Source organism: Kribbella sp. NBC_00359, from assembly GCF_036097425.1.
Classification (GTDB): Bacteria; Actinomycetota; Actinomycetes; order Propionibacteriales; family Kribbellaceae; genus Kribbella.
Map to the genome: position 1 here is coordinate 5,870,599 of NZ_CP107975.1, position 25,160 is coordinate 5,895,758.

Annotated in this window: 26 protein-coding genes; 14 read left to right on the forward strand and 12 right to left on the reverse strand. The window is 67.2% G+C overall.

Annotation, left to right across the window (positions count from 1 at the left end; translation table 11 throughout):
• Nucleotides 1-29: 29 nt before the first annotated feature.
• Nucleotides 30-2,795, forward strand: coding sequence for a helix-turn-helix transcriptional regulator (locus OG876_RS28750; protein WP_328519764.1), 2,766 nt, complete (start codon nucleotides 30-32; stop codon nucleotides 2,793-2,795).
• 70 nt (nucleotides 2,796-2,865) lie between these two features.
• On the opposite strand, the gene OG876_RS28755 is transcribed toward OG876_RS28750, so the two are convergent.
• Entirely contained in the window at nucleotides 2,866-3,708 is an 843-nt protein-coding gene (locus OG876_RS28755; RefSeq protein ID WP_328519765.1) for an alpha/beta fold hydrolase, read from the reverse strand.
• A gap of 197 nt (nucleotides 3,709-3,905) precedes the next feature.
• On the opposite strand from OG876_RS28755, the gene OG876_RS28760 reads away from it, so the two are divergent.
• On the forward strand, nucleotides 3,906-4,730 hold the full coding sequence (locus OG876_RS28760; protein ID WP_328519766.1) for a MarR family winged helix-turn-helix transcriptional regulator: 825 nt from the start codon (nucleotides 3,906-3,908) through the stop codon (nucleotides 4,728-4,730).
• Nucleotides 4,731-4,775: 45 nt separating this feature from the next.
• Here OG876_RS28760 and infA read toward each other — a convergent pair whose 3' ends face one another.
• On the reverse strand, nucleotides 4,776-5,000 hold the full coding sequence (gene infA / locus OG876_RS28765; protein ID WP_328519767.1) for a translation initiation factor IF-1: 225 nt from the start codon (nucleotides 4,998-5,000) through the stop codon (nucleotides 4,776-4,778).
• 2 nt (nucleotides 5,001-5,002) lie between these two features.
• The gene (locus tag OG876_RS28770) at nucleotides 5,003-5,797 is read right to left on the reverse strand and encodes a GNAT family N-acetyltransferase (RefSeq protein ID WP_328519768.1); all 795 of its coding nucleotides are present in this window, start codon (nucleotides 5,795-5,797) and stop codon (nucleotides 5,003-5,005) included.
• Nucleotides 5,798-6,123: 326 nt separating this feature from the next.
• On the opposite strand from OG876_RS28770, the gene OG876_RS28775 reads away from it, so the two are divergent.
• Nucleotides 6,124-6,249: a hypothetical protein gene (locus tag OG876_RS28775; RefSeq protein ID WP_328519769.1), complete on the forward strand. Its 126-nt coding sequence runs from the start codon at nucleotides 6,124-6,126 to the stop codon at nucleotides 6,247-6,249.
• A gap of 155 nt (nucleotides 6,250-6,404) precedes the next feature.
• Here OG876_RS28775 and OG876_RS28780 read toward each other — a convergent pair whose 3' ends face one another.
• Entirely contained in the window at nucleotides 6,405-7,445 is a 1,041-nt protein-coding gene (locus tag OG876_RS28780; protein WP_328519770.1) for a LacI family DNA-binding transcriptional regulator, read from the reverse strand.
• Nucleotides 7,446-7,605: 160 nt separating this feature from the next.
• Here OG876_RS28780 and OG876_RS28785 point away from each other — a divergent pair, with 160 nt between their 5' ends.
• Genes OG876_RS28785 through OG876_RS28795 form a run of 3 tightly spaced genes read left to right on the forward strand, consistent with a single transcriptional unit; the run spans nucleotide 7,606 to nucleotide 10,686 of the window.
• The gene (locus OG876_RS28785) at nucleotides 7,606-8,559 is read left to right on the forward strand and encodes a carbohydrate ABC transporter permease (RefSeq protein WP_328519771.1); all 954 of its coding nucleotides are present in this window, start codon (nucleotides 7,606-7,608) and stop codon (nucleotides 8,557-8,559) included.
• On the forward strand, nucleotides 8,556-9,377 hold the full coding sequence (locus tag OG876_RS28790) for a carbohydrate ABC transporter permease (protein ID WP_328519772.1): 822 nt from the start codon (nucleotides 8,556-8,558) through the stop codon (nucleotides 9,375-9,377). Before OG876_RS28785 ends, OG876_RS28790 begins: the two co-directional genes overlap by 4 nt.
• A 37-nt stretch (nucleotides 9,378-9,414) precedes the next feature.
• A complete protein-coding gene (locus OG876_RS28795) occupies nucleotides 9,415-10,686 on the forward strand; it encodes an ABC transporter substrate-binding protein (RefSeq protein WP_328519773.1) in 1,272 nt (423 codons plus the stop codon).
• A gap of 19 nt (nucleotides 10,687-10,705) precedes the next feature.
• On the opposite strand, the gene OG876_RS28800 is transcribed toward OG876_RS28795, so the two are convergent.
• Nucleotides 10,706-11,575 carry a helix-turn-helix transcriptional regulator gene (locus OG876_RS28800; RefSeq protein ID WP_328519774.1) on the reverse strand — a complete coding sequence of 290 codons (870 nt, stop codon included), beginning with the start codon at nucleotides 11,573-11,575 and terminating at the stop codon, nucleotides 10,706-10,708.
• Between the two features lie 103 nt (nucleotides 11,576-11,678).
• On the opposite strand from OG876_RS28800, the gene OG876_RS28805 reads away from it, so the two are divergent.
• The 5 genes from OG876_RS28805 (at nucleotide 11,679) to OG876_RS28825 (ending at nucleotide 15,788) form a co-directional block, all read left to right on the forward strand.
• Complete coding sequence (locus OG876_RS28805; protein ID WP_328519775.1) at nucleotides 11,679-13,061, forward strand: MFS transporter; 1,383 nt, start codon at nucleotides 11,679-11,681, stop codon at nucleotides 13,059-13,061.
• A gap of 14 nt (nucleotides 13,062-13,075) precedes the next feature.
• Nucleotides 13,076-13,933, forward strand: coding sequence for an aldo/keto reductase (locus tag OG876_RS28810; RefSeq protein WP_442914033.1), 858 nt, complete (start codon nucleotides 13,076-13,078; stop codon nucleotides 13,931-13,933).
• A 135-nt stretch (nucleotides 13,934-14,068) separates the two neighbouring features.
• Nucleotides 14,069-14,590 (forward strand): flavodoxin, encoded by a 522-nt coding sequence (locus tag OG876_RS28815; RefSeq protein WP_328519777.1) that lies wholly within the window; start codon nucleotides 14,069-14,071, stop codon nucleotides 14,588-14,590.
• A 32-nt stretch (nucleotides 14,591-14,622) separates the two neighbouring features.
• Nucleotides 14,623-15,453: an oxidoreductase gene (locus OG876_RS28820; RefSeq protein WP_328519778.1), complete on the forward strand. Its 831-nt coding sequence runs from the start codon at nucleotides 14,623-14,625 to the stop codon at nucleotides 15,451-15,453.
• Nucleotides 15,454-15,467: 14 nt separating this feature from the next.
• A complete protein-coding gene (locus OG876_RS28825) occupies nucleotides 15,468-15,788 on the forward strand; it encodes a carboxymuconolactone decarboxylase family protein (protein ID WP_328519779.1) in 321 nt (106 codons plus the stop codon).
• Here OG876_RS28825 and OG876_RS28830 read toward each other — a convergent pair.
• Both OG876_RS28830 and OG876_RS28835 read right to left on the reverse strand, forming a co-directional pair.
• Nucleotides 15,744-16,061 carry a hypothetical protein gene (locus tag OG876_RS28830; RefSeq protein WP_328519780.1) on the reverse strand — a complete coding sequence of 106 codons (318 nt, stop codon included), beginning with the start codon at nucleotides 16,059-16,061 and terminating at the stop codon, nucleotides 15,744-15,746. The genes OG876_RS28825 and OG876_RS28830 overlap by 45 nt on opposite strands.
• Before the next feature lie 280 nt (nucleotides 16,062-16,341).
• Nucleotides 16,342-17,229 carry a sigma-70 family RNA polymerase sigma factor gene (locus OG876_RS28835; protein ID WP_328519781.1) on the reverse strand — a complete coding sequence of 296 codons (888 nt, stop codon included), beginning with the start codon at nucleotides 17,227-17,229 and terminating at the stop codon, nucleotides 16,342-16,344.
• 183 nt (nucleotides 17,230-17,412) lie between these two features.
• On the opposite strand from OG876_RS28835, the gene OG876_RS28840 reads away from it, so the two are divergent.
• Together OG876_RS28840 and OG876_RS28845 are read left to right on the forward strand one after the other, a co-directional pair.
• A complete protein-coding gene (locus tag OG876_RS28840) occupies nucleotides 17,413-18,390 on the forward strand; it encodes an alpha/beta fold hydrolase (RefSeq protein ID WP_328519782.1) in 978 nt (325 codons plus the stop codon).
• A gap of 77 nt (nucleotides 18,391-18,467) precedes the next feature.
• Nucleotides 18,468-18,926: a carboxymuconolactone decarboxylase family protein gene (locus tag OG876_RS28845; RefSeq protein WP_328519783.1), complete on the forward strand. Its 459-nt coding sequence runs from the start codon at nucleotides 18,468-18,470 to the stop codon at nucleotides 18,924-18,926.
• A 74-nt stretch (nucleotides 18,927-19,000) separates the two neighbouring features.
• Here the strand turns inward: OG876_RS28845 and OG876_RS28850 are convergent, their stop codons facing one another.
• The 3 genes from OG876_RS28850 to OG876_RS28860 all read right to left on the reverse strand — a co-directional run bounded on the left by OG876_RS28850 (nucleotide 19,001) and on the right by OG876_RS28860 (nucleotide 22,109).
• A complete protein-coding gene (locus tag OG876_RS28850) occupies nucleotides 19,001-19,972 on the reverse strand; it encodes an IS481 family transposase (protein ID WP_328519784.1) in 972 nt (323 codons plus the stop codon).
• Between the two features lie 105 nt (nucleotides 19,973-20,077).
• On the reverse strand, nucleotides 20,078-21,535 hold the full coding sequence (locus tag OG876_RS28855; protein ID WP_328519785.1) for a dihydrolipoyl dehydrogenase family protein: 1,458 nt from the start codon (nucleotides 21,533-21,535) through the stop codon (nucleotides 20,078-20,080).
• A gap of 1 nt (nucleotide 21,536) precedes the next feature.
• Nucleotides 21,537-22,109: a hypothetical protein gene (locus OG876_RS28860; protein ID WP_328519786.1), complete on the reverse strand. Its 573-nt coding sequence runs from the start codon at nucleotides 22,107-22,109 to the stop codon at nucleotides 21,537-21,539.
• A 121-nt stretch (nucleotides 22,110-22,230) separates the two neighbouring features.
• Here OG876_RS28860 and OG876_RS28865 point away from each other — a divergent pair, with 121 nt between their 5' ends.
• Complete coding sequence (locus OG876_RS28865) at nucleotides 22,231-22,803, forward strand: TetR/AcrR family transcriptional regulator (protein ID WP_328519787.1); 573 nt, start codon at nucleotides 22,231-22,233, stop codon at nucleotides 22,801-22,803.
• Nucleotides 22,804-22,847: 44 nt separating this feature from the next.
• Here OG876_RS28865 and OG876_RS28870 read toward each other — a convergent pair whose 3' ends face one another.
• Entirely contained in the window at nucleotides 22,848-23,828 is a 981-nt protein-coding gene (locus OG876_RS28870; protein WP_328519788.1) for a serine hydrolase domain-containing protein, read from the reverse strand.
• A 25-nt stretch (nucleotides 23,829-23,853) separates the two neighbouring features.
• Nucleotides 23,854-24,960: a serine hydrolase domain-containing protein gene (locus OG876_RS28875; protein ID WP_328519789.1), complete on the reverse strand. Its 1,107-nt coding sequence runs from the start codon at nucleotides 24,958-24,960 to the stop codon at nucleotides 23,854-23,856.
• Between the last annotated feature and the right edge of the window lie 200 nt (nucleotides 24,961-25,160).

Consider the following 25,160-nt stretch of genomic DNA (forward strand, 5'->3'; position numbering starts at 1 on the left):
GCTTAGGCTCGGCTATTGGGCGGTGGTCGATGGCGATCCAGCTGCAAGGCCGGCAGCGCGAGTGCGAGACGCTCGATCGGCTCGTGGTCAGTCTTCGAGCCGGGCAGAGCGCTGCGCTCGTGCTCCGCGGCGAAGCCGGAATCGGCAAGACCGCCCTGCTGGACTACGTGCAGACGCACCCCGCCGCGAGCCGCGTCGTGCGAGCAGCCGGCGTCGAGTCCGAGCTGGAACTGCCGTACGGCGGCCTGCACCAGCTCTGCGCCCAGCTAGGAGCACCCCTCTCCATCCCCAGGTACGACGCCCTCAGTACTGCGTTCGGCCTGACTCCGGGTGATCCCCCGGACCGCTTCCTGGTCGGCGTCTCGATGCTGAACCTCCTGACCGAGGTCGCCGAGGACGAGCCGCTGATCTGCTTGATCGACGACGCTCAGTGGCTGGATCGAGTGTCCACTCAGACCCTCGCCTTCGTGGCCCGCCGGCTGCTGGCCGAGCGGGTGGCGCTCGTCTTCGCGGTCCGTGACCCCAGCGCCGCCGATGACCTGTCCGGCCTGCCCGAACTCGTCGTGACGGGTCTGGACTTCAGCGATGCCCGCGCCCTGCTGGATGTGGCGCTCAGGGGTGTCGTGGACGAGCGCGTCAGGGACCGGTTCGTGGCTGAGACGCGAGGCAATCCGCTGGCGTTGATGGAGTTGCCCCGCACTCTGTCGGCCGGTCAACTCGCAGGTGGCTTCGGACTCCCCGACGCCCCGGACGCGCGTGCGCTGACCAGCCGGATCGAGGATGGCTTCCGGAGTCGCCTCCAGTCGCTGCCGGCCGAGACCCGGCTGCTCATGCTGACCGCCGCTGCCGAGCCGATCGGTGACGCCGCCCTGCTCTGGCGGGCTGCCGAGCGGCTGGGAATCGGTCCCGACGCAGCCGCACCGGCGGAGGCCGCCGACCTGATCGACATCGGTGCCCGAGTACGGTTCCGGCATCCGCTGATCCGCTCTGTCGTCTACCGGGACGCCTCGCCTGCGGACCGGCGCAGCGTGCACCGTGCCTTGGCCGAAGCCACTGATGCCGCAGTGGATCCTGATCGGCGAGCCTGGCACCGCGCCCACGCCGCCGTGGGGCTGGATGAGGCGGTGGCCGCCGAACTGGAGAGCGCCGCCGAGCGGGCCCGGGCGCGCGGTGGTCTGGCCGCCGCCGCTGCCTTTCTGGAGCAGGCCGCCAAGCTGACACCGGATCCGGTACGGCGGGCCGGGCGAGCGCTGGCCGCCGCCGGTACCAAGTTCCGGGCCGGCGAACCGGACGCCGCCTACGAGCTGCTCGCCGCCGCGGAGATCGGCCCGCTGGACGACCTCCAGAGCGCCCACCTCGCGCGGCTGCGCGCCCAGATCGTCTTCGCCCGCCGGCGCAGCACCGATGCCGGACCCTTGCTCCTCGACGCGGCCAACCGGCTCGAGGACCTGGGCGACCCGTTGGCGCGGGAGACGTACCTGGAGTCGCTCAGCGCCGCCATCTTCGGCGGCCGGCTCGGCGACGTCGTGAAAGCGGCGGAGGCAGCGCGCGCGGCCCGTCCGGCCCCTGCGCCGGCCGGTCCGATGGACCTCCTCCTGGACGGGGTCGCCACGCGATTCACCGAGGGGTACGCCGCCGCCGTACAACCACTGCGGATGGCTCTGCGGGCCCTCCGCGCGGACGCCACTCGCGGTGCGGCCCGGCTCGAGCATTGGTTGTGGCTGGCCTGCCCGGCCGCGCCCGAACCGGTTGCGCCCGAGCTCTGGGACGACGACGCCTGGCATGACCTGGCTACCAGCGCGGTCGAGTTCGGTCGGAAGCTGGGAGCCCTCGGTGTCCTCCCGGTGGCGCTGTCGTACCGAGCCGGCGTCCACGTGCACGCCGGAGAGTTCGCCGCGGCGGCTGCACTCGTCTCCGAGTCCGACGCCCTCGCCGCAGCAACCGGCAGGGCGCCACTGCGGTACTCCCGCCTGATGCTGGCCGCCTGGCGCGGCGTGGAGGACGAGGCCATGCAGACGATCGAGGCCGGCGTCAAGGACGCGACCGAGCGCGGGGAAGGCCGGGCGCTTGCGTTGGCCGAGTGCGTGACCGCCGTGCTCTACAACGGTCTTGCCCGGTACGACGCTGCCCTCGACGCGGCCCGCCGAGCCTGCGAGCAGGAGGATCTCGGATTCTTCGGCTGGTCCCTGGCCGAACTCGTCGAGGCGGCCGCGCGCAGCAACGCCGACAAGACAGCGGCCGAAGCACTGCAACAGCTCGAGCAACACGCGGGCGCGTCCGGGACCGACTGGGGCCTCGGCGTTCTGGCCCGGTCGAGGGCACTGCTCACCGAGGGCCCCGCCGCCGACGCCCTCTACCGAGAGGCGATCGAGCGGCTCGGCCGCACGCGGGTCGCCGTACACCTGGCCCGTGCCCACCTGGTGTACGGCGAGTGGTTGCGCCGTGAGCAGCGTCGCCAGGACGCCCGGTTCCATCTGCGCGCCGCCTACGACAGCCTGGGCGACATGGGCGCGAAGGCGTTCACCGAGCGGGCTCGCCAGGAGCTCGTCGCGACCGGAGCGACAGCGCGAAGGCGGCAGGTGGAGACGCGTGACATCCTCACGGCCCAAGAAGCGCAGATCGCCCAGCTGGCTGCCGGGGGGCTCACGAACCAAGAGATCGGCAGCCAGCTGTTCCTCAGTCATCACACCGTGGAGTGGCATCTCCGCAAGGTGTTCATGAAGTTGGCCGTCACGTCGCGCAAACAGCTCTCCGCGACCCTGATCGACGCCGCAAGTCCGGTCTCGGCGGTCTGACCTACTTGGGGGTCAGGAAGGGTCCGTCGGCGAACTCGCAGCAGCTGTCGGTGTCCCTGCTCGGCTCGGCCTAGCTGCGCGCGGCCTGCTCGATCACCTTGGTGACGGTCTTGGGGTCGGACATCAGGCCGAGGTGCCCGGCGTCGTACTCGGTGATGGTGGCGCCGGCCCGTTTGGACATCGCCCGCTGAGCGCTGGCCGGGATGATCTGGTCCTCGGTGCCGATCGCGCTCCAGGAAGGGATCGTCTTCCAGGCCGGGGTTGCGGACGGCTCGTTGAGTGCTCCCAGTGCGCCGGGTCGTTGGGTCGCGAAGACGAGATCCTTGTCGTGGGTGCTCAACCCGGTCGCGAACGAGGTGAAGACGGTCGACCGCTTGAGGTACACATCGGTGGTCGGGGTTGGCGGCAGCGTCGGGGGTACGAGGTCGAAGACGGTCGCCGGGTCGGCCGAGAGCGCCGAATCCGGCCCCACGAGCTGGAAGGGGGTCTCTCCGGTGTCCGGTGCGAAGGCGTTGATGTACACGAGAGCCTTGACGTTCGGAAGCCCGGTGGCCGCGTTCGTGATCACGAAACCGCCGTACGAGTGGCCGACCAGCACCACCGGTCCGGTCAGCGTTTGCAGAAAGGCGCGCACGGACGCCGCGTCGCCCGCTACCGAGCGCAGGTTGTTGGAGATGGCGCGCACCGTGTACCCGTCGTCCTGCAGTCGCTCGGTGACGCGGTTCCAGCTCGAGGCGTCCGCCCAGGAGCCGTGCACCAACACGATGGTCGGCTTCGCCCCACGCTCTTCGCCGGCAGCGCTCTGCACGGGGTTGAAGCTCGCCATGGCCAGCGCCGTGGCGGTGAGCAGGAACGCCAGGGTGCGCCCGCGTCCTTTGGTACGGCGAACGGGATCGATCAGGGGAATTCTCATGGATCTGTACTCTTCCGTGCGAGGGACAGCCGGCCGCGTGCCGGTCGACTCATCAATACGTCCGCGCACCGGCCCGCGATGTGACAGCCCTGTCTGACAGAGTCGATCGGAAGTGTCGAATCCAGGGGACCGTCTTCGTCGCTAGGGGTGAGAGGCTGCCCACGAGGGCGCTGTCGCGATCAGAGGAGATACTGACGATGCTGCATCCACAGGCCAAGGTCCACCGCATGTTCGAGCTCGTCGAGCCGATCGCCACCGTCACCTTCTCCGAGGTGCCGACCGAGGCGTTCCTGGCCATCGGCATGCGCAATTACTGGGACGGATACTTCGCGGGCCGCGCCGCGCCGCTGGGGCTGGCGCCTGCCGAGGTGGTGCATGCGGTCTTCTACAACTTCGCCGACGGCGAGGTGGCGCGCCACATCCCGTGGGTCTGGGGGAAGACCACGCCGGAGGAGGCGATCGCGGTGCGCGAGCGGGGGAGCGCCGCCGCGCTGCGGCAGATGATCGGGGAACTCGCCGACGCCCCTGGTCTGGTGCGGGTCGCAGACCTGGCCACCCGTGCCGCGGTCAGCGCGCCGATCGAAGGCCGCGTGCTGTACGCCGGGCTCCGGACGCTCGACCTCCCTGAGGAGCCGGTGGCCAGGCTCTGGCACGCGGCGACGCTGCTGCGGGAGCACCGCGGGGACGGCCACAACGCCGCGCTCGTTGCCCACGGCATCGGTGGCACCGAGGCCCACGTCCTCTTGGCTCTTTCCCTCGGAATGAGGGCGGAGGAGTTCGGCCGGATTCACCACCTGCCCAAGGCGCAGCTGGCCGCGGTCGTTGACGGGTTGCGCGACCGCGGCCTCGTGAACGCCGCCGGCGGGTTCACCGACGCCGGCCGGGAGACCAAGGAACGGATCGAGGCTCTCACGGACGAGTTGGCGGCGCCGGCGTACGAGGTGCTCAGCGCGGACGAGCTCGACCAGCTGATCGCGGGGCTCGAGCCGATCGCCGCCGCGGTACAGGCCGTCGACGACTGAGGGTCCCAGTCGCCCTGGGGCGCGTCCTCCGTGTTCCAGTCTTGGTCAGGTTCGGTAGCGGAAGATGATCCTGCCTCGGGTCAGGTCGTACGGACTGAGCTCCACGAGGACGCGGTCCTCGGGGAGGATCTTGATGTAGTTCTTCCGGATCTTCCCGCTGATGTGGGCGAGGACCTGGTGGCCGTTGGTGAGTTCGACCCGAAAGTTGGCGTTACGGAGGCACTCGACGACGGTGCCCTCGACTTCGATACCGCCTGCTGTTCTGGGCATGATCAGGCCTTTCCCGGCCGGCGGATCAGTTCCAGACTGCCGCCCGTACGGCGTGCGCCGAGCCCCTCGAACAGCGCCATCGCGGCCGTGTTGGTCTCGTCGATCTCTGCCGTGGCTGCTTCGAAACCGGAGCGGTGCAGCCCACCCAGCACGTGACTCAGTAACGCCCGGGCGATGCCGTGGCGTTGCTCGGCCGCCAGCACCGCGACCAGCCCGATGCGCGGGCGCCGGGTCATCGTGGCTACCCGGACCAGCCCGACGTACCGATCGTCCCGGACCGCGACGGTGTACTTCGATGGGTCGATCGGCCTCGTCCCGCCTTGCCAGGGCAGCACCTCCGCGGGCATTGTCTGCCAGCCGACGGTGGACTCGACCTCGTCGCGAATCGTCTGGTCCAGTTCACGCAGCGGAGCCTCGGCCACGTCGTCGGCGGTCGCGATGCGCACTCCTGACGGTACGGTCGCCTGGGTGAGTCCGGTGGGTACGACAAACTCCGACTCGTGGCGCCATGTCGCGAATCCCGCGCGTACCCAATTGGCCGTGAGGTCGCGGTCGGTCTCGTCGACCACCGTGTATAGCGGTGTCGACTGGTCGGCCACCATCGCGGCGGCAAGCCGGTCGAAGACGGCGTCGCGCCAGGTGTCGATGCTGAGGAAGGTCCGGCCGTCGAGCCGGCGCGAAGCGTGACCACGGCCGACGACCAGGTCGTTCTCCACCGCGTGCCACTGATTCTCCGCGACGCGCGAGATCGTCACCGTGTGGGCACCGAGGCCCGCACTGTTGGGCAAAGAGTTCATAGGTGTTTCCCTTCGGGAGTGCCGAACTTGTCGAAGCGCTCCCGGCGACACCTATGTCAATCGACCGCCCGTGACCACGAGAGGGGGAGCACCCACTGCGCTACAGCGTTCATGGGTCTCACCTCCAGGCGTGATGTCACGGACAACGTGCACGGTACCAACCGGTCCACCACACCAGCCAACGATTTACGGGACAAGGTGTCGAACGCATGTTGTTCGACTGGACACGGCTGAAAGCGAGGGCATAAATCTGGCCGGGGTGCAACACATGACAGGCCGAAGGACCATGAGTCGGCGACCTCGAACTCGCCTACGAAAGCGTCGACATGATCTCCGACCCCGGCCTCACCCTCACCCTCTACGCCGCCGAACCCGGCCAACCCACCGCCAACGCCCTCGACCTCCCGGCCTCCTGGACCGCCCAGCCGATACACACCCATCCCGACACCTAACACAGCTCACCATCGACGGTCAGGCCGTCCACCGAGCTCGCCTCTTGACCGAGGGCGACGGCATCGTCGTCAACGTGCCCGTCAATGGGATGATCCAGGCACGGTGACCGAAATGCGCCGGGTGCTGACGTCCGTTTCCGGCTGAGGGTGCCTGGTCATGACGGTGGGGGAGCGGTGGTTCGGCGGGCTATCAGGGTGGGTGACAGCTTGACCTGGACTGATGGCCGTTGTCGGTTGTCTATCCGGTCCAGCAGGAGGCGCGCAGCTTCGGCGCCGATGTGGCGGCCGGCCTGGTCGACGCTGGTGAGTGAGACCGGGCCCAGGGCGGCGAGCGTGGTGTTGTCGTAGCCGGCGATCGACAGGTCGCCGGGGACGGTGAGATCGGTCTCGGCGAGGGCTTCGAGCACGCCCATAGCGACGATGTCGGCACCGGCGAAGATGGCGGTGGGCCGTCGAGGCCGGTCGAGCAACTGCCGGGCGCCGAGGTAACCGCCTTCCTGGGTGTAGGTGGTGGACACGATGTCGATCTCGTCGCCGAGGCCATGGGCGCGCATCGCCTGCTTGTAGCCTTCGGCACGGATCGCGTTGGGCATTTCGGCGAGGCGGGCGGGGTCGCTCTCGGCGTGCTCGATGTGGGCGATCCGGCGGTGCCCGAGGCCCACGAGGTGGTCGACGACGAGTGCGGCGCCGGTGAGGTCGTCGTCGGACACCGTGTCGTAGGCGGGGGAATGCCCGTGCCGGCCGATGACAACCGTCGGCACGGTCCTGGCGACGTGTTCGAGGCGCGAGCGCGATGAGATAGGGGCGACCAGGACCATGGCATCCATGCCCCGGTCGATCATCGCCTCGGTGACCCGTACCTCCGCCTGCTCGTTGTTGCAACCGCCTGGCCCCAGCAGGACCTGGTACGGCGTGTCGCCAAGAGCCTCGGTCAGTCCGTCGACGATCTCGGGAAAGAACGGGTTGCGGATGTCGGGCAGCATGACGCCGATGGTGTATGTCTGTCCGCGCATGCCCCGGGCGGCGGCGTACGGCCGATAGCCCAGTTCGGCGATGGCCTGCTGCACTTTCGCCCGCATCGCCGGGCTGGCGCCGTAGGCATTGCGCAGCACCTTGGAAACGGCGGTGGTGGACACCTGCGCGTGTTGTGCGACATCGACGATGGTGACCCGTCGTGGCGGCGTCGACGGCTCCATGGGCACTTCCTCCGACCTTGCATCACAACTGAGAAACGTTACCCAGAGGGTAAACGGTTGACCTGTTGACGTCATAGCCGAACCGCTCCTAGAGTCTGGACAACTTTTTGGGGAACGTTACCCACAACCAGTGAAACGTTTCATGAGAGCGGGTTCGTCTGTGACCACTGCACCGAGCGACAAGCTTCCGAAACCGGTAGCTGTCGTGCCCATCAGCCGCCGCGCGGCCCCGGCCCGCCGGCGACTGAGCAACTCGCCGCCTTGGTGGTTCGCGCTGCCGGCGATGGTGTTGTTCGCCTTCGTCGTCCTGCTGCCGAGCGCTCGCGGCGTGTACTACGCCTTCACCGATTGGGACGGGCTCGACCCGAACTACTCCTTCATCGGCCTGGACAACTTCGCCGCTGTGTTCCGCGATCCCGACGCGGTGCAGGCAATCTGGCACACGCTGCTGATCGCGGTGGCGATCACGATCATCCAGAACGGATTCGGCCTGCTGCTGGCGCTCGGGGTCAACAGCGCCATCAAGTCCCGCAACGTGCTGAGGGTGTTCCTCTTCGCGCCTGCGGTCGTGACGCCGATCGTCACCGCCTATCTGTGGCGCAACCTGCTCGGTCCGGACGGTGCGGTGAACAGTCTGCTCGGTGCGGTCGGCCTGGACGCGTGGAAGCAGGACTGGCTCGGCAACCCCGATGTCGCCCTGTGGTCGATCGTCGGGGTCATCGTGTGGCAGTTCGCCGGGTACTCCATGGTGATCTTCCTGGCGGGGCTTCAGTCCGTGCCGAAGGAGATCTACGAGGCCGCGGACATCGACGGCGCCGGTCCGGTACGACGCTTCTGGTCGGTGGTTCGCCCGCTGCTCGCCCCGGCGTTCACCATCAACCTGATGTTGTCGATCATCGGCGGGATCAAGCTCTTCGACCAGGTCTACGCGTTGACCGGCGGGGGCCCCGGGCACGCCACTGACACATTGTCGACGTTGATCTACAAGGACGCCTTCACCCTCGGCGAGTTCGGCTACAGCATCGCGCTCGCGGTGGTGCTCACGATCATCGTGGCGGTCGCCTCGACCAGTCAGTACTTCGTGCTGGCACGCAATGAAAGAGCCGCCTCATGAGCCGCTACCGTCGCCGAACGTTCGGCTTGGAACTGGTGATGATCGCCGTCGCCCTGGTCGTCGGCTTCCCCTTGTACGTGCTGATCAACCTGGCTGTCCGAGCTCCGTCCGACACATCATCGCCGCTTCGTCCGACCGCCTCTCCGACACTGCACAACTTCACGGAGGCGTGGCAGCGGGGCGCGCTCGGCGGGGCACTCCTCAACAGTGTGCTGGTGACGGCCGTCAGCGTCGTCATCGTGCTGGCGATCTCGTCATTCGCCGCCTACCCGCTGGCCCGCGCGACCGCACGATGGTCACGCGGGACATTCCTGCTGATCATGCTTGGCCTGGTATTGCCGTTCCAGTTGGCGGCCCTGCCGCTCTACCAGACGATGCGCGACCTCGGCCTGCTCGGCACCCCGTGGGCGCTGATCCTGTTCTACTCAGGTCTCCAGGTTCCGTTCACCACCTTTCTGTACGTCGGCTTCCTGCGAGCGCTGCCCCGCGACTTCGAGGACGCCGCGCTCATCGACGGCTGCTCGCCGACGCAGGGATTCCGTTACGTGGTGTTCCCGATGCTCAAGCCGATCACGGTGACCGCTCTGGTGCTCAACGCGGTCGCCGTATGGAACGACTTCTTCACACCGCTGCTGTATCTGAGCGGCAGCGCACAGCAGACCATGCCGGTCGCCATCGCCGGCTTCGTCGGTCAGTACGTCACCGACTGGAACCTCGTCTTCGCAGCGCTGGCGATCAGCATCGTCCCGATCCTGGCCGTCTACTTCGCGCTCCAACGCAGCATCATCAACGGCTTTGCAGGCGGGCTCAAGGGCTGACCAGCCTCACAACATTCCATTCTATTGGGGAGAGATCATGAGAACACCCAGACTGTCCGCCCTCATTGCCGCGACGACAGTTGCCGGCCTCCTGGTGGCCTGCAGCGGTGGAACCAATGCCGGTAGCGGAGGCAGTACCAGCACTTCGAACGTCCTGACCGTCGCCTCAGTCGACCAAGGCTCCCTCGAGGACGTCGTCAAAGCGTTCGAGAAGGCCAACCCCGGCGTCGACGTGCGGTTCACCACCAGCGGCGCCGACCAGTACCAGCAGCAGATCCGTACCCAGCTCACCTCCGGCACCGCGCCTGACGTGATGTCTGTCTGGCCGGGCAACGGCAACCCTGGCGCCACCTACGTCCTGGCCAAGCCCGGCTACCTGCTGGACCTCTCCGACCAGCCGTGGGCGTCCAAGTTGCCCCCGGCAATGAAGAGCGTCGCGCAGTACGAAGGCAAGACCTACACCGGCGTCTTCGGCCAGAACGGAATCGGCGCGATCTATAACCAGGATGCCATGACCAAGGCAGGGCTCACTCCGCCGGCCACCTGGAGTGAGCTCTTGAACTTCTGCAAGGCTGCGGCGGGCAAGGGAACGCCCGCGTTCGCCCTGGGCATCCAGGACAACTGGGTAACTCAGATCGTGCTCTACGCGCTGGTGGCGACCACCGTGTACGGGCCAGACCGGGATTTCGCCCAGAAGATGCAGGATGGCCAGGTCACTTTCGCGGACTCGAACTGGACCGTGGGCATGGACAAGTACCTGCAGATGCAGAAGGCCGGCTGCTTCCAGAAGAACCCCCTCGGCACCAGCTACGAGGCCAGCCAGACGCTCGCCGCCACCGGCAAGACGCTCGGCATCATCCAGGGCAACTGGGTCGTTGCCTTGCTCAAGGGGAAGAATCCGGCCGGAAAGTTCACCCTCAAGGCTCTGCCGGCCACCGACAGTCCGGACGAGTTCATGATGCCCGCCGCGGCCGGTGCCGGGTACGGCGTCAACGCCAAGGCCAAGAACAAGGATCTGGCGCTGAAGTTCGTCAACTACGTCATGTCACCCGAGGGGATGAACCTGTTCGTCAAGAAGCAGGGCGGCCTTCCGTCCCTTCCCGACACCGGCTTCACCCCTGACCCGTCGCTGACCGAACTCTCGAAGTACATCACCGACAACAAGACCGTCCCGTTCATGGACCAGCTCTGGCCCAACCCCAAGGTCCAGCAGACGATGCTCAGCGGTCTCCAGGAGATCTTCAGCGGCCAGTCCACCCCGGACAAGGTCCTCAAAGCAATGGACACCGACTACAAGGCCGGTTCGTGACGGGTCGATGGTTGGGGGGTTAGAACTTCGCCCGGTTCGGGGGTGCGTCGGCGTGGCGGGTGGCCCAGCTGGACAGGAATCGCAGTGTTTCGGCGGCTGGGCTGCCGGGTTCGGTGGTGTAGGTGATGATCACCAGGCCGTCACCGGCCAGTTCCATGGCTTCGCCGGTGACTTCGAGGTCTCCGACGAGCGAGTTGTGGAGTCGCTTGGCGGCGGTGCGGTGGTACTTGACATTGTGCCGGGCCCACCGGGTGCGGAACTCGTCGCTTCTGGTGGCGAGTTCGCCGACGAGATCGGTGAGGGACTTGTCGTGGGGGCTACGGCCCGCCTCGGCGCGGAGTGCGGCGACGGAGTCGTCGGCGATGTTCTCCCAGTCCAGGAAGAACTCGGGCGCGCGCTGATCGAGGAACAGGAACTTGGCCAGGTTCAGTGGGAGTCGTTCGCGGTCGAGGATGCCGTCGTACAGGGCGAAGGCGAGGTCGTTGGCGGCGAGGATGTCGGTGCGGGCGTTGCGGACGTAGGCCGGCGTACTGAGTGATTCGAGGATCAGCAGTACGCCGGGGCGCACCTTCGACACCGCCGCACGGCGTGAACCGCGGACCGGGCCGGTCGAGGCCCGGGCGAGGTCGAACAGGTGGGCTCGCTCCGCGTCGTCGAGGCGTAGTGCCCGGGCGAGCGAATCGAGCACCTGTTCGGAGACGCCGGCGAGGTTGCCGCGTTCGAGGCGGGTGTAGTAGTCCGCGCTGACGCCCGCGAGCAGGGCGACTTCCTCGCGGCGCAGACCGGTGACACGGCGCTTGTCACCGAACGTCGGCAACCCGGCCTGCTCCGGGGTCACCTTCGCCCGGCGGCTGGTCAGGAACTCCCGCACGTCGTCCTTGATGCTCACGACTTCCACCGTACGGGCGGGCGCGCTCGCGCTGGGAGGGTCTGCTGGTACCTGTTACACCGGGCACTCCCACCTGTGACACGAATGCGTGTTCGCTGGATCCATGACCTCCTACGTCGCGCCCGTGACCGCGGCATCCTTCGATCGTCGGCAGCTCGCCACTCTGGGCGCGGCGATGCTGGGGTTCTTCGTGGTCGCCCTCGACGCCCAGATCGTGAACGTTGCGCTGCCGCAGATCGGTACGACGTTCGGTGGTGGGCTGTCCGGGCTGCAATGGGTCGTCACCGGCTACACGCTGACTTTCTCGGCGCTCATCCTGTTCGCCGGGACGTTGTCGGACCTGGTCGGGGCTCGCCACGCGTACGGCATCGGCATGGTCGTGTTCGCGGTGGCATCGGCGGTGTGTGGTCTGGCGCCAGGTCTCGGGACGCTCATCGGTGCCCGGCTGCTGCAGGGTGCCGGCGCAGCGCTCGTCACGCCTACGTCGCTGGCGCTGATCCGGGAGGCCTTCGCCGACACCCGGCAGCGGACCCGGGCGATCGGGCTGTGGGCGGTCGGCGGCTCGGTCGCCGCCGCGGCGGGACCACTGGCCGGGGGAGCGTTGACGCTGCTGGACTGGCGACTGATCTTCTGGGTGAACCTGCCCGTCGCGGCGGTGGCGCTGTTGTGTGTGTCCCGGACCGCGGCATCGCCGCGGCGGAAGGTCCGGTTCGATGTCGTCGGCCAGGTGTCGGCGATCATTGCCCTGGGCTCCTTCAGCTACGTCGTCATCGAGGGCGGCGACCGCGGCTGGACAAGCCCGCTCATCATCGGCTTCGTCACCGCCGCGATCGTCGCGGGCGGGGTCTTCCTGGCCGCGCAGGCCCGGGGACGGTATCCGATGGTGCCGTTGGCGATGTTCGGCTCGCGGCAGCTGTCGGTGGCATTGGCGATCGCGTTCACCTCGATGGCCGCCTTCTACGGTGTCGTGTTCGTCCAGAGCCTCTACTTCCAGCAGCAACGCGGCGCATCCGCGCTGCTGACCGGGCTGCTGTTCTTGCCCATGACCGGGCTCGTCACGATCGTCAGCTCGCAGGCAGCATCACTGGTCGCCCGGTTCGGCAGCCGAGCACTGATCACGACCGGCCTGCTGGTGCAGTGCCTCGGCCTGGCCGTCATCGCCGAACTTCCCGCCGGCGCTCCGGTGTGGGGGGTGGCCGCGGCCATGGTTCCGGTCGGCGTCGGTGGCGCCCTCACGGTCCCACCCATTGCGTCCCTGGTCATCGACAACGCTCCGGCCGAGGGCGCTGGTACGGCGTCCGGAGTACTCAACACCTCCCGGCAGCTCGGCGGCTCACTCGGCGTCGCCGGAGTGGGCGCCGTGATCGCCGGGCACAGCATGTTCATGGACGGACTCCGGATCGGCCTGATCGCCACCGTGGTCGTCCTCGGCGTCACTGCCGTGCTCAGCCTGACTCTGCGCGCCCCGCAGCATTCCTCCAAGTGAAAGGCAGACAACTCATGCAGACCGTCACATTGAACAACGGGGTTGCGATGCCCATCGTCGGTTTCGGCGTTTTCCAGATCCCGCAAGACGAGACCCAGGCCGCCGTCGAAGCTGCTCTCGAGGCCGGCTATCGCCATCTCGACACAGCCGCGTCGTACGGCAACGAGGAAGCCGTCGGCGCCGCGATCGCGGCCAGCGGTCTCCCGCGCGACGATCTGTTCGTCACCACCAAGCTGTGGATCCAGCACGCCCCGACCGGCAGTGTCGAGGACGACACCAAGCGCGCCTTCGACGTCTCGCTGCGCCGGCTCGGTCTCGACCACCTCGACCTGTACCTGATCCACCAGCCGCTCGGCGACTACTACAGCGAGTGGCGGGCCATGCAGGACCTCTACAAGGCAGGTCAGGCCCGAGCGATCGGCGTGTCCAACTTCCACCCCGACCGGCTCGTCGATCTGATCGAACACAACGAGATCACCCCTGCGGTCAACCAGATCGAGACCCACCCCTTCCACCAGCGCGTCGCCGACCAGGAACTGATGCGCGAACACGGCGTGCAGCTCGAGTCGTGGGGCCCGTTCGCCGAGGGGCGCAACAACCTGTTCAGCGACCCCGTCCTCACCGCCATCGCCGAGGAGCACGGCACGTCGGTCGCCCAGGTCGTACTCCGCTGGCTCGTCCAGCGCGACGTCGTCGTCATCCCGAAGTCAGTCCGCCCCGACCGGATGGCCCAGAACCTCGACATCTTCGACTTCACCCTCACCGACGACCAGCTCAAGCACATCGCCACCCTCGACACCGGCGACAGCCTCTTCTTCGACCACCGCGACCCCGGCATGGTCAGTGCCCTCGGCAGTCGCAGAATCAACTGATTGCCCATGGCAAGGACTCTCCACAGCCTGCCGCGGCGCCGGTTCCTCAGCCTCGCACTGACCGGCAGCATCGCTGCCGCACTCGGCGGCTGCAGCCAACAACTCGGAGCCACCCAGGAAGGAGAATCACACTCGGTGCCCAAGGTTCTCGTGGCCTACTTCTCCCGCGCCGGTGAGAACTACGACAACGGCGGCCGCACCTGGCTGCAGGTCGGCAACACAGCGGTCGTCGCGAACATGATCGCCGACCTCATCCCGTGCGACGTGCACCGGATCGAGGCCGCCGACCCCTACTCCGACAGGTACGACGACACCGTCGCCCGCAACGTCCGCGAGCAGAACGCCGACGCACGCCCCGGCATCGCCAGCCCGCTACCCGCGATCGACCAGTACGACGTCGTCCTCCTCGGCAACCCGATCTGGAACGGGCGTGCTCCGATGATCATGACCAGTTTCACCGAGAAGCTCGACTTCAGCGGTAAGACAGTCCATCCCTTCACCACCTACGCCATGAGCGGCCTCGGCACGACCGAACGCGACTACGCCCGGTCCTGCGCCGGCGCTAGCATCGCCGAAGGTCTGGCTGTCCGCGGTGAACAAGTCCAGCAGGCCCGACCGCAAGTCACCGACTGGCTGCGGCGGATCGGCCTGCGGTGACAACTCCCAAGATGTGCTCAGGAAGGAATCTCATGACCACCTGGTTGATTACCGGCTGCTCCACCGGGCTGGGCCGCGCGTTCGCCGAGGCCGTGCTTGCTCGCGGGCAGGACGTTGTCGTCACCGCCCGCGATGTCGCGACGGTGCAGGACCTGGCTGACAAGTACCCCGACACCGCGTTGGCTCTGCCGCTCGACGTGACCGACGACGATCAGGTCGCCGCCTCGGTCCGGGCCGCGGAGGAGCGTTTCGGCGCCGTCGATGTTCTCGTCAACAATGCCGGGTACGGCTACCGCGCCGCGGTCGAGGAAGGCGAGGACGACGCCGTCCAGCGTCTCTTCGACACCCACGTGTTCGGGACCGTGCGCACGATCAAGGCCGTCCTGCCTGGCATGCGCGCCCGCCGCACCGGCACGATCGTGAACCTCTCGTCGATCGGTGCGCGGATCTGCCCCGAGGGCTCCGGCTACTACTCGGCCGTCAAGGCCGCGATCGAGGCGCTCACCTTGTCGCTGCGCAAGGAGGTCGCGCCGCTCGGCGTCACGGCCATGGTCGTCGAGCCGGGCGGGTTCCGCACCGACTTCGCGGGCCGGTCGCTGACTCAGTCCGCCGTACCGATCGCCGACTACGCCGACACCGCCGGCAAGCGCCGCAAAGAGCACGGCACCGGGCACGGGAAACAGCCGGGCGACCCGGCCAAGGCCGCCGCCGCGCTGATCCAGGCTGTCGAATCCGACTCCCCGCCGTACATGCTGCTGCTCGGCAACGACACCTCCGACGGATTCCGTGCCGCCCTCGACGCACTCCGGGCCGAGGCCGACACATGGGAAACCCTCAGCCGCAGCACCGACTTCGACGCCTGACCGAAGGAATCACCATGCAGGAATCCACCCCAGCACAACGAGCCATCGGCGACTTCGCCCCCAAGCTCGTCGAACTCACCGACGACGTCCTGTTCGGCGACGTCTGGAAGCGTACCGAACTCTCCCCACGCGACCGCAGCCTCATCACCGTCGCGAGCCTGGTCACCTCGAGCAGCTTCGAACAACTCCCCAACCACCTACGCCTCGCCCGCCAGAACGGCCTCACCGAAACCGAACTCAAAGAGGCGATCATCCACCTCGCGTTCTACGCGGGCTGGCCCAAAGCCATGTCAGCCATCCAGGCCGCGAAGAGCGCGTTCGCCGAAGATCAGTAGCACCCGATCCTCGACTTCGACAAGGTCAGTGCGGCGTCGGTCCGGGCGGATGTGCGATGGTCCGCCGGTGCCGAGCCCGGTCAGAGCGCGGGGTGGATTCATGGGCAGGGCTTCGATGGCGTCGACCTCGCGGACGGGGTTGACGGAACTGGCTCCGCAGTCGCGGAACTTGGTCTGCGACTGGTGTTTGGCGGGCTTGCCGTTCATGTCGGTCTTCTCGATCCGGCTGGAGATGCCTCCCCAGGTTCCGATGGGCAGTGGTGGCCTCGACATGTCAGGCCTCCGACCGGGCTCAGGCCCGTTGCAGCCGTTGCGACGGCAAAGAGATGGGTAAAGGGTGACCTGTAGGCATGAAGAAACCCAGGCCAATGCTGTGACTTGGGCTCTTGTGTGCCGCCAGGGACTCGAACCCGCTGATTTGCAGGCCACGATGATCATCAGTTGGCGCTGAATCGTGAAACGGTTCGTGACCTGCATGGTGACTGAATGGGACCGCGGAACGTACGTCGCGACGGGACTGACGCACCGGGCAGCGTAGAGGTATCGGGTGGTCCTACTCGCCGCTGATGACGTCGATCTCGAGGTGCCGCAGCCGAGTGGGATCGGCCAGGATGTCGATCGCGACGACCTTGCCGCCGGTAATCGTGAAGCTCATCAGCGCCATCGGCTGTCCGTCTGCCACCGCGATCAGACCGGCGTTGCCGTTGACAAGTACCGGCAGCGGGAACGTCGACAGCCGCCGGAAGGTGAGGGCCTGATCAGCCACGGCCGCAGCTCCGCGGACCTCGGTCCAGCCGGCTCCGGCGCCCAGGCCGCGGTCGGCACGCAGGACGACGTCAGGGTCGAGCAACGCGACCAGAGCGGCGAAGTCGCCGTCACGCGAGGCGGCCTGGAACGCCGCCACCACCCGGCGCTGCAGGGCAAGGTCCGGATCGGGCGCCGGTGCGGCGGTGCGGACGCGGCGGCGCGCTCGACTGGCTAGCTGCTTGGACGCGGGAACCGAACGTTGCAGGATCGTCGCGATCTCCTCGAACGGTACGCCGAACAGATCGTGCAGGACGAAGGCAAGCCGCTCGGCAGGGCCAAGCGACTCCAGAACCACGAGCAACGCAAGGCCGACCGAATCGGCGATCAGGACCTCGTCCTCGGGGTTGACGGTCTCCTGACGGCTCACGATCGGGTCCGGGAGATGTGCCTCGTACGGCGCTTCCCGACGAGTGTTGCGCCTGCGGAGCAGATCCAGGCAAACCCGCCCGACCACGGTTGTCAGCCAGCCGCCCAGGTTCTGCACATCGCTGGTATCGGTCCGGTTCAGCCGCAACCACGCCTCTTGTACGGCGTCGTCGGCCTCGCTCAGCGAACCGAGCATCCGATACGCGACCGCCTTCAGGTGCGGCCGATGCGCCTCGAAGCCGTCGGCCAGGAATTCTTGCTTCTCCATCGTTCGCCCTTCTCCGTTCGCTGTCACAGAGCTGACGGATCAAACCGGCGTGAGGTGACTGATGGCGGCCGGATCCCTGCAGGAGTGGCGATCGGCGATGTCACCTTCGCTGGTCCGGCTGCGTCAACGCGGCGAGACCGGCATCGCCAGTCAACGACCCAAGCAGGAGTAACCGAGATGGAAATGAACAGAAGACGAGCCCTTACCCTCGGTACGGGCGCGGTGCTGGCAGCAGCATCGACGAGCGGCCGAGCGGTCGGTGCTGTGGATCGGCCGCAGAAGCCGATGGACGACGAGCTGCTGGCCGGCCGCCTGGACGGCGATTTCCACAGCCACTTCGCACGCGTCAACGGCGTACGACTCCACTATGTTGCCGGCGGCAAGGGTGAGCCGCTCGTCCTGGTGCCGGGCTGGCCGGCCACCTGGTGGAGTTACCACAAGGTGATGCCACTGCTCGCCCGGCACTATCGCGTGATCGTCGTGGACATCCGTGGCATGGGCGCGTCGGAACGTCCCGCGGGCGGCTACGACAAGAAGACCATGGCACGCGACATCTACGAGCTCGTCCTGAGCCTCGGGTACCGGCAGGTGAACATCGCAGGTCATGACATCGGCGCCATGGTCGCGTTCAGCTTCGCGGCCAACCACGGAGCTGCTACGCGGCGAGTCGCGCTGCTCGATGTCCTCCACCCCGACGAGACCTTGTACGACCTGCCGATGCTGACCAAGCCCGGCGCCGGCGTCCACATGTGGTGGTGGGCCTTCAACCAGGTCAAGGAGCTGCCCGGCCAGCTGCTGCAGGGCAGGTCCCGATATCTGATCGACTGGCACTACGGCATCGGCCTGCGTAACCAGAACAACGTGACAGACGCCGATCGCAGGGTCTACACCGCCTGGTACGACGATCCGGACGCGATCCGAGCCTCCAACGGGTGGTACCAGGCGGTCCACCAAGACATTGCGGACATGAAGACCTACGCCAAGGTCACGATGCCGCTGCTCGGGCTGATCGCAGCCACGTCCCGGCAGTGGTTCGAGTACACGCTGCCCCAGATCGCGACCGACATCCGCGGCATCATCACCGTGGACAAGGCCCTGCACTGGCTCTGCGAAGAAGATCCCGATCTGGTAGCAAGTTCCTTGCTCGACTTTCTGGCTTGATGGGGCTCCTGTCACCTTTCGCTCGGCGGATTCGTCAGTGTGGCGAAACACTGAAACTGATCATTGGAGACTGCAGAATGACTGCCAGAATGAAGAACCCCGCCGTCGTGCTTCCGGACGCGATGACGGGAATCCAGAACATCTACAAGGCGATGCACAAGGGCGGGGTGCCGGAGACCACGCTCGAGCTGGTGCATCTGCGGGCGAGCCAGATCAACGGCTGCAGCCCCTGCGTGGACGCCGGTGTCAAGAGCGCGAGGAAGGCCGGCGAGTCCGACGACCGGCTGCTCCAGGTCGTCGCCTGGCGCGAGTCGGACCTGTTCACCGACGCTGAGCGAGCCGCCCTCGCGATGGCTGAGGCCGCGACCCGGCTGGCGGACCACCCGGAGGCTGTGACCGATGAGATCTGGTCGGACGCGGCGGACCATTTCGACGAGCAGCAGTTGGCCGCAGTCATTCTGATGATTGGCATCACCAACCTGTTCAACCGCCTCAACACCACCATCCGAGAGCCTGCCGGCGCCACTTGGGGCTGAGGCTCGAATCGGCTGACGCAGCCGCGGCTCGCCGAGACCCTCGACGCAGCACTCGTCGATCCGGGCGCGGTGATCTAGCTGTAATGACCAGCAGGGTTGTTGACGCGGGTGATGGGTGGTTGGCCGCCGAGTGAGGTGTGGTTGCGGTGGTGGTTGTAGGTGTGGAGCCAGGTGGGTAGGGCCTCGGCGCGGTGCTGGTTGCTGATGTAGGGCTGGGCGTAGGCCCATTCGTCGAGCAGGGTGCGGTTGAAGCGTTCTGCTTTGCCATTGGTTTGGGGTCGGTAGCGGCGGGTGAAGCGGGCCTGGGCGCCGAGGTCGGCCAGGGCTTGCTGCCAGGCGCGGCCGCGGCGGTAGGCCAGGGCGTTGTCGGTCATCACGCGTTCGATCCGGGTGATGCCGAGGTCGGCGAAGTATTCTGCGGCGCGGTGCAGGAAGCCGGCGCAGGTGGTGGTCTTCTCGTCTGGGTGGATTTCGGCGTAGGCGATGCGGGTGTGGTCGTCGACGGCGCAGTGCACGTAGTCGAACCCGACCCGTGGGGCGTTGCGGGCCCGGCGGTGTTCGGGACTGTCGTGGCCCAGGACCCGCCAGCCGCCGCCGTCGCGGAGTCGGCCAAGCTTCTTCACATCCACATGCAGGAGTTCGCCGGGAGTGTCGCGTTCGTAGCGGCGAATGCGTTCGCCGGTGGGCCGGTCCAGCCAGGCGAGCCGGTGCAGGCCGTGCCTGGTCAAGACCGCGTGCACGGTCGAGGCTGGGACGCCGAGCAAGGGCGCCAGCCGGCGGGGTCCGAGTTTGCGTTCGACGCGTAGCCGGCAGATTCGCTGCTCCACCTCGTGCGGTGTCTTGTGGGGCAACCGGTACGCCGTGCTGGGCCGGTCTCGCAGACCTGCATCACCCTCGGTTCGCCACCGGGTCAGCCACTTGTAACCGGTGGCCCGCGAACACCCGAGCTCCTTTACCACATGAGCCACCGGACGGCCCTGGACCACAACACGCTCGATCAGCAACCTGCGGCCATACAAAGTCAGCCGGGCATTACGGTGGAACACGAGACCTCCGGTTGTGCGGTGTGGGCGTCAGCAACTCACACCCAGCCGGAGGTCCCTCCACATCTCAAGCAGCCACGCCGTCAACAACCCTCATGGTCACTACATCTAGCGGTCGCGTCCGTCGGCTTCGAGGAGGCGGAGCCAGATCTCGCTGATGGTCGGGTAGGCAGGGACCGCGTGCCAGAGTCGCTCCAGCGGGACCTCGGCGGTGATGGCGATCGTGGCCGCGTGCAACAGTTCGGCGAGATCGGGCCCGACCGCGGTGAAGCCGATCAGGATGTTGCGGTCCGCGTTGATGATCATCCGGGCCTGGCCGCGGTACCCGTCGGCATGCAACGCTGCGCCGGCGACCGCCCCGAGGTCGTGGTCGACGACCCTGATGCCGATGCCGGCCGCCGATGCGGCCTCGGCGGACAGGCCGACGGCGGCGACCTCGGGATCGGTGAAGATCACCCGCGTGATGGCACGTTGGTCGGCGGTGACCGCGTGGCGTCCCCATGCACCTAGGTCGGGCTTCTCGCCGCGGGCTCGCGCGGCGATCGCGTCGCCCAGCGCGCGGGCTTGGTACTTGCCGTGATGGGTCAGTAGGGCTCGCTTGTTCACATCGCCCGCGGCGTACAGCCAACCGTCGTCGACCGGCTTGCCGTCGCCGTCGATGACGGCGAGAGCGTCGTCGACGTCCAACCAGTCTCCGGGAATGAGACCGAGGTGATCCAGGCCGAGGTCCTTGGTGTTCGGTGTGCGTCCGGTGGCGACGAGGACTTCGTCGGCCGCGACGAGTTGACCGTCGGACAGAGTGAGGTGCACGGTGCCGGAGTTGTCCCGTCGGGCCTCGGTGGCCTCGACGTTCAGGTGAAGCGAGACGCCGGCCGTTCGGAGAGCAGCGGTCACATGATCGCTGGCGAAGGGCTCCACACCAGGGAGCAGCCGGGTCTGGGAGATGAGTGTCACCTGCGAGCCAAGGGCGTTGAACGCGGTGGCCATTTCGGATCCGACGACACCGCCACCGATGATCGCCAACCGGTCGGGGATGGCCCGCGCGGCCGCGGCTTCCCTGCTCGTCCACGGTGTCACGTCCGCCAGTCCCCGGATGGGCGGCAGCTGGGCGCTGCTGCCGGTGGCGATCACGACTGCATGGCGGGCCTGCAGGACCGTGGTCGTGCCGTCGGTGTTGGTGATTGTGACGGTCCGGGTGCCGGTGATGCGTCCGTGGCCGCGGACAAGGGCGATCCCCGCGTGCTCGAGCCACTCGACCTGGCCGGTGTCACTCCAGTACGACGCGAAGCGGTCACGCCGGCCCAGCACCGCTGCTGCGTCCAGGTTGCCGCTGACTGCCTGACCGGCGGCCGGCAATGCGCGAGCGGCCCGCACCGCGGCTGCGTCGCGAAGCAGGGCTTTGGTTGGCATGCAGGCCCAGTAGGAGCACTCCCCCCCAACGAGTTCGCGTTCCACGATCGCCGCGCTCAGGCCGCCCTGCACCGCCCGGTCGGCAACGTTCTCACCGACCGGCCCGGCGCCGATGATCACCACGTCGAAGGTGGAGTCCTTGATCGGGTTCGTCATCTCACTTCGCCTTCACTGCGAGGCGGTGCAGACGGATCGCCGAGATCAGGAAGAAGATGCCGCCCAGCACCGCGTATCCGCTGATGCCTGAGACGGACGCCTTCGGGCTGCCGGCCATCAGGATGAAGCTCGAGCCGGCGAGGACGGAGATTCCGCCGCTGAGGATCATCGCCCACTGGCCTCCGAGCCGGTAGCGCAGGAGCGCGACGATCAACTGCACGATGCCTGCGGTGATTGCCCAGGCACCCCACACCCGCAGCACGCTCGGGATACCGGAGGTGATGGCGACGGCCAATCCGACCGCCGTGAGCAGACTCAGTGCCATGTTGAGGTACAGCGGTGCTCGCGGTCGTGTGGTCCCCGAGGAACGGAAGTCGATCACGGCCGCGGCCACGTCGAACAGCGGATAGATCACCAGGAGGGCGATGCTGGCCGGGTTGAGTGTCGAAGCGGTGAGCATGACCAGGACAGCCCAGATGACGGCGAAGGCGAAGCGGCCGTAGTACAGGTTTCGCAGCTCCTTGGTGCTGCTGGCGGTGTCGGCTACGACGCCGGCGTCGATGGCACTGGACATCAGATTCCTCCGAGTAGAAAGAACGATCGGTCTACTTGACCTTGTCGGATGGGCTCACGGATGTCAAGACCGACCGTTCTATCTGCTAACCTTGCGGCAGGATCGCGAAGGGGAGAGGCGGATGTCGGAAGCACGAGCGCGACTGCTCGGCACGGCCAGCGGGCTCTTCTACGCCGAAGGACTTCATTCCGTCGGCATCGATCGCATCATTGCTACTGCCGGCGTGACACGAGCCACGCTGTACAGGCACTTCCCGAGCAAGGACGACCTCGTCGTCACTTACCTGACACAGGCCGACGAGGCAATCCGTACGCGAGTGGACGCCGCGCGGACTCAGAACGCGTCCCCCGACGACGTCGTTCGGACTGTCGGTCGGTTCATCGCCGACGACATCCAGAGCCCCGGCTTCCGGGGGTGCGCGTTCCTCAACGCGGCGGCTGAATACCCCGACCCGACGCACCCGGTCCACCAGGCGGTCCTCAGGCACCGGCAGTGGTTTCTGGCCACGATGACCGAGCTCTTCTCCGAAACCGGAAAGCCCGACCCCGAACCCGCAGCCCGGCATTTCGTCATGCTGCGAGACGGCGCCATGGCCGCCGGCTGCCTGACAGATCCGAAGCCCATCTGTGAGACATTCCTGCGCGGGACCGAAGGACTCCTCAAGTACCGCAGTCGTCACCAACCGGACTTCTAGATGTGCTGCTGACGGAGCCGTTCACCAGGACGACGTGTCGGTCCTCAAGGTGTGAAGGCGCGGGCGATGGGCCAGGCGCCAGGGGAGGTGTTCGACAGCACGGTGCAGGTGGTGCCGGTGCGTGGGTCGTGCGTGGACTTGAACGACGCGCCGGCGTCGTACCCGGTCAGGATCGCGGTGTCAGTGCTCTCGTGCAGCCAGAAGCCGAGACCGTAGCGCCTAGATTCCTCGGGTACGTCGCAGCGCGGCCGTACGACCTCTTCGACGGACTCCACGATGTCGCCGGCGAAAAGCGCACGCCAGAAGGTGGAGATGTCGGCGGCGGTCGTGTGGATGCCGCCATCGCCGGTGGCCAGCACCGGCAGGTGGAAGATGTTGGAGCGATCCACACCCTCTATTGGCAGGTAACCGACGGCCACGTCAGCGGGCAGCTCGTCGGAGCGGAGGAAGTCGGTTCTGGTCATGCCGGCGGGGCGGAGGACCCGTTCCCGGACCAGGTCGTGGTATCCGACGCCGCCGGCCCGCTCCGCCAGCAGGGCGAGGACCACGAATCCACCATTGCAGTAGCTGAAGCGCTCACCGGCCCGGAACTTGGTGGGATGCCCGTCGAGCAGGGGCAGGAACGCCTCGGTGGTGGTCAGCTCGTGCGCCGCGCCGATGACGTAGTCGGTGATGTCGGTGTCGGCCTCTTCGTCCAGGTAGTCACCGATGCCGGAGGTGTGCGTGAGTAGATGCTCGACGGTCACGTCGTCCGCGATCAACGGAAGATCCTTGCCGAGCAGGGATCGGGCGGTTGTGCTCAGCTCCAACACACCGTCATGCACCAGTGCGAGCACCGCCAGGGCGGTGAACCCCTTGCTGCCGCTGGCGATGCCGAATCTGGTGTCCAGGGAGTTGGGAACGCGGTAGGCACGGTTGGCCAGCCCGTAGGCCTTCGCGAACTCGATCTGGCCGGCCCGATCGATCCAGACCACACCGGAGAATCCTGTTTCCTGAGCGATCTTGTCAATCTCCCCCTGCGCCATTGCCGCACATTAACCCAGGCCGCGGTCACGCGAGTGTCTTGACCGCGAGGTCGTACACCTGGTCGTAGGCGTTGATCTCTGTCGGGTTGAACCGGTTCTTGGTCACGGCGACGGCGATGCCAGTGGCTGTATCGGCGTACGCCGCGCTGCCGCCGATCCCCACCATCCCGAACACGGTCGGGCCGGCCGGCGCCACTCCGATCGAGCCGACGGTGTAACCGAGGCCGTAATGGGCAGGGCCACCGGTCATCTCGTCATTGCCAGTGGTCGCCAAGGAGGAGATCTCCCTCAGCCGGTCCGGGCTGATCAGCCGTACGCCGTCGACCTCGTCGAGGAGAGCCGCGTACATGCGGGCGATGCCGCGGGCGGTCAGTGTGCCCCAGGCTGGGATGTCCGCGGTGAGTACGTCGGCGCGATTGGCCAGCTCGGCATTCGGGAACAGCGAGCGTGGGCCAGACTTGAACAGCGGGAAATCCGGCGGCAACGACGCGAACATTGCAGCGCCGGCCGGGTCGTCCTCGAACCGGGCAACCCGGGGCAGGGCCGACGGTGGCACACCGAAATACAACTCGTCGGCCACTCCCAGCGGGCCCGCGACTTCCTCGGCGAGCACCTGGGCGATTCCCTTGCCGGTCGCCCGCCGGACGACCTCGCCGAGGATGAACCCAAAGGTGACGGCGTGGTACCCGACCTTGTCTCCGGGCGTCCACCAGGGCTCGAGATCCGCGATCAGCTCGCACATCGCCTCCCAGTCGCAGAACCGTTCCAGCGTCAGGTCCGCAGGTACGCCGGGAATCCCGGCGGAATGGGTGAGCACATGCCGCACCGTCGCGCTTTCCTTGCCGTGCGTACCGAACTCCGGCCACAGCTCTGCGACGCGCGTGTCATAGCCGAACACTCCCTGCTCGACCAGGACATGCACGACTGTGGCGGTGACACCTTTGACCGTCGACGCGGCGTAGAAGAGCGTGTCCGGCGTAACCGGACGGCCATTTGTGGGGTCCGCGACCCCCGCCACCGCGTCCACCACCAGTTCGCCGCGCTTGTACACGGCAGCCTGTACGCCGTTCTCGGACCCGGATTCGACGAGGCCGTCGATCAGTACCTGGACCTGCTTCTGCAGATCACTCATGTCGTTTCCTCTCACGAACGTCACAGCGCCCGATGAGTCGGCGCTTTCGCTGATAGTCGGAGACGCCGTCGTGATTTCGACACGGGCCCGATGACGACGCTGAGATCATCCCGGGCGATGATGTCGAGGATGCCTGGTTGACTACGACCAACAGGTGAGTCGCGCCGGCGGGGCGCGGTCGGCTGGGAGGGCAGACACCA